Origin of the sequence: uncultured Lutibacter sp., assembly GCF_937891065.1 — a bacterium.
Taxonomy (GTDB): Bacteria; Bacteroidota; Bacteroidia; order Flavobacteriales; family Flavobacteriaceae; genus Lutibacter.
In genome coordinates this window covers 1-2,061 of sequence record NZ_CALAEQ010000042.1, presented here as the reverse complement: position 1 = coordinate 2,061, position 2,061 = coordinate 1, and the positions used below count along the sequence as shown (strand labels likewise).

Below are 2,061 nucleotides of genomic sequence, written 5' to 3'. Positions count from 1 at the left end.
TAACCACGAATTGACTTGAAAAAAGTTTCGTTTTTTAAGAAAATGTGGTAAAATAGGAATAAGATCATTATAATACCACTTGCTTTTAGTAAATATTCCATACAAGTTATTTGTTTTTATTCTCTATAATTTTTATGATTTCCTGTAATTCCTTAACGCTAATTTTTTCTTCATCTGCGAAAAATGAAACCACGTTTTTATAGGAATTTTCAAAATAGCTGTGAATGGCATTCGAAAAATAAGTATCTCTGTAGTCTTCCATGGATATTGCTGGAAAATATTGATGCGTATTTCCAAAAGCTTCGTGTTTAACAAAACCCTTTTCTTCCATTTTTCTAATCACAGTTGAAACGGTGTTGTAGTGTGGCTTTGGTTTGGGTAATTTAGCCACTACATCTTTTACGAAAGCTTTTTTAAGCATCCATAAAACGTGCATTATTTCTTCTTCCTTTGTCGTTAGTTTTTCCATCTATTAAAAGTTTGAATCAAATATAAACTACTATTTTAGTTAATCAACTATAAAAATAGTTATTTAACAAAATATTAAGTTTCTTATCATTTTAAAGAAATATTTATTGGGCGTTAATTCTTCTATATTTGCAAAAAGAGATGTTTTATGAATGTGCTATTTATTGTATTAGGATTACTTCTGTTAATTATTGGAGGAAATTGGTTGTTAAAAGCTGCTGTTGGATTTTCAGTAGTTTTAAAAATTCCTAAAATAGTAATTGGGATGACCGTTGTTTCTTTTGCAACTTCAATACCTGAATTAATTGTAAGTGTAAAATCTGCTTTAGATGGTCATGCTGATTTAGCTTTAGGAAATGTTATGGGTTCTAATATTGCCAATTTAGGATTGGTTTTAGCCATCACAATTTTAATTTCCACAATTAGTATTGAAAAAGGTTTTTATAAAACCGATTGGCCGGTGATGATAATTTCCACAGTTTTATTATATGCTTTTATTGCTTTTGATGGTGTTTTACAACGCTATGAAGGAATTATTTTAGTTTCATTTTTAATAATCTTTCTAATTTTTTTATTGAAATTTCAAAAGCCAGCCGTTGTTGATGAATCTCCTGAAGATGATGAAGCGTTGCCTTTAAATAAAGGTATTTTATTATTAGCAATTGGAGGTTTAGCACTTTGGGGAGGTTCTGAATTATTAATTGATGGTGCAATTGGAATTGCAACTAAATTTGATGTAAGTGAGAGAATTATTGGAATTACAATTGTTTCAGTAGGAACTAGCATTCCCGAGTTAGCAGCTTCAGTAATTGCTATTTTGAAAAAAGAAAAGGCTATTTCCTTAGGAAACTTAGTTGGTTCAAATGTATTTAATATTTTGGCAGTCTTAGGAATAACTTCTATAATTACCCCTATAAAAGTGGTAGATCAAGGATTATTGACGAATGATATTTTTTGGATGTTAGGAATTTCAATTTTAGTATTGCCACTAATTTTTGTGCCTATTAAAATGAAATTAAGTTGGAAAGAAGGCATTGTATTACTTTTTTTGTATGTGACTTTCATTTATAGGATGCTAATTAATTAAAATTCTATCAAATATTAGTATAAAATTTTTACATTATTTAAAAATATGGAGTAAAGTTGTGATATAATATAATTATTTAATTTCAACCCCTATTATTTAGGGGGTAATTTTTTTTTAAAATAAAAATGAATTACATTTGCCCCTAATAAAAATAGTGTATTAATTATAAATTGAGTAAAAATGTCTAAAATCAGATTTCAAGCTTTAACCGAAGCATTAAATAGAAAACCCGTTGAGGTAATTGAGGATACCAAAAGATCAGAATTGTTTGGTAAAAATGTATTTAATGAAAATTCTATGCGCCAATATCTTACGAAAGATGCTTATAAAGGTGTAATGAGCGCAATTGATCATGGTACTAAAATTGATCGTAAAATTGCAGATCAAGTTTCATCATCTATGAAAGAGTGGGCTTTATCTAAAGGAGTAACTCATTATACACATTGGTTTCAGCCATTAACTGGTGCAACTGCTGAAAAGCATGATGCTTTTTTTGAAACTATTGG

At 28.5% G+C, this 2,061-nt stretch carries 3 protein-coding genes; 2 read left to right on the top strand and 1 reads right to left on the bottom strand.

What is annotated here, in order from left to right; all coding sequences use genetic code 11:
• Positions 1 to 106 precede the first annotated feature (106 nt).
• Positions 107 to 469: a BlaI/MecI/CopY family transcriptional regulator gene (locus Q0352_RS02450; protein WP_299523065.1), complete on the bottom strand. Its 363-nt coding sequence runs from the start codon at positions 467 to 469 to the stop codon at positions 107 to 109.
• Positions 470 to 616: 147 nt separating this feature from the next.
• Here Q0352_RS02450 and Q0352_RS02445 point away from each other — a divergent pair, with 147 nt between their 5' ends.
• Both Q0352_RS02445 and Q0352_RS02440 read left to right on the top strand, forming a co-directional pair.
• The gene (locus Q0352_RS02445; protein ID WP_299523062.1) at positions 617 to 1,555 is read left to right on the top strand and encodes a calcium/sodium antiporter; all 939 of its coding nucleotides are present in this window, start codon (positions 617 to 619) and stop codon (positions 1,553 to 1,555) included.
• Between the two features lie 180 nt (positions 1,556 to 1,735).
• A partial coding sequence (locus tag Q0352_RS02440) for a glutamine synthetase III (protein ID WP_299523059.1) occupies positions 1,736 to 2,061 on the top strand: 326 nt, incomplete at its 3' end.

Excerpts from the sequence above, each read along its gene's own strand:
- Q0352_RS02450 (WP_299523065.1), bottom strand. The coding sequence starts at position 469 with ATGGAAAAACTAACGACAAAGGAAGAAGAAATAATGCACGTTTTATGG.
- Q0352_RS02445 (WP_299523062.1), top strand. The coding sequence starts at position 617 with ATGAATGTGCTATTTATTGTATTAGGATTACTTCTGTTAATTATTGGA.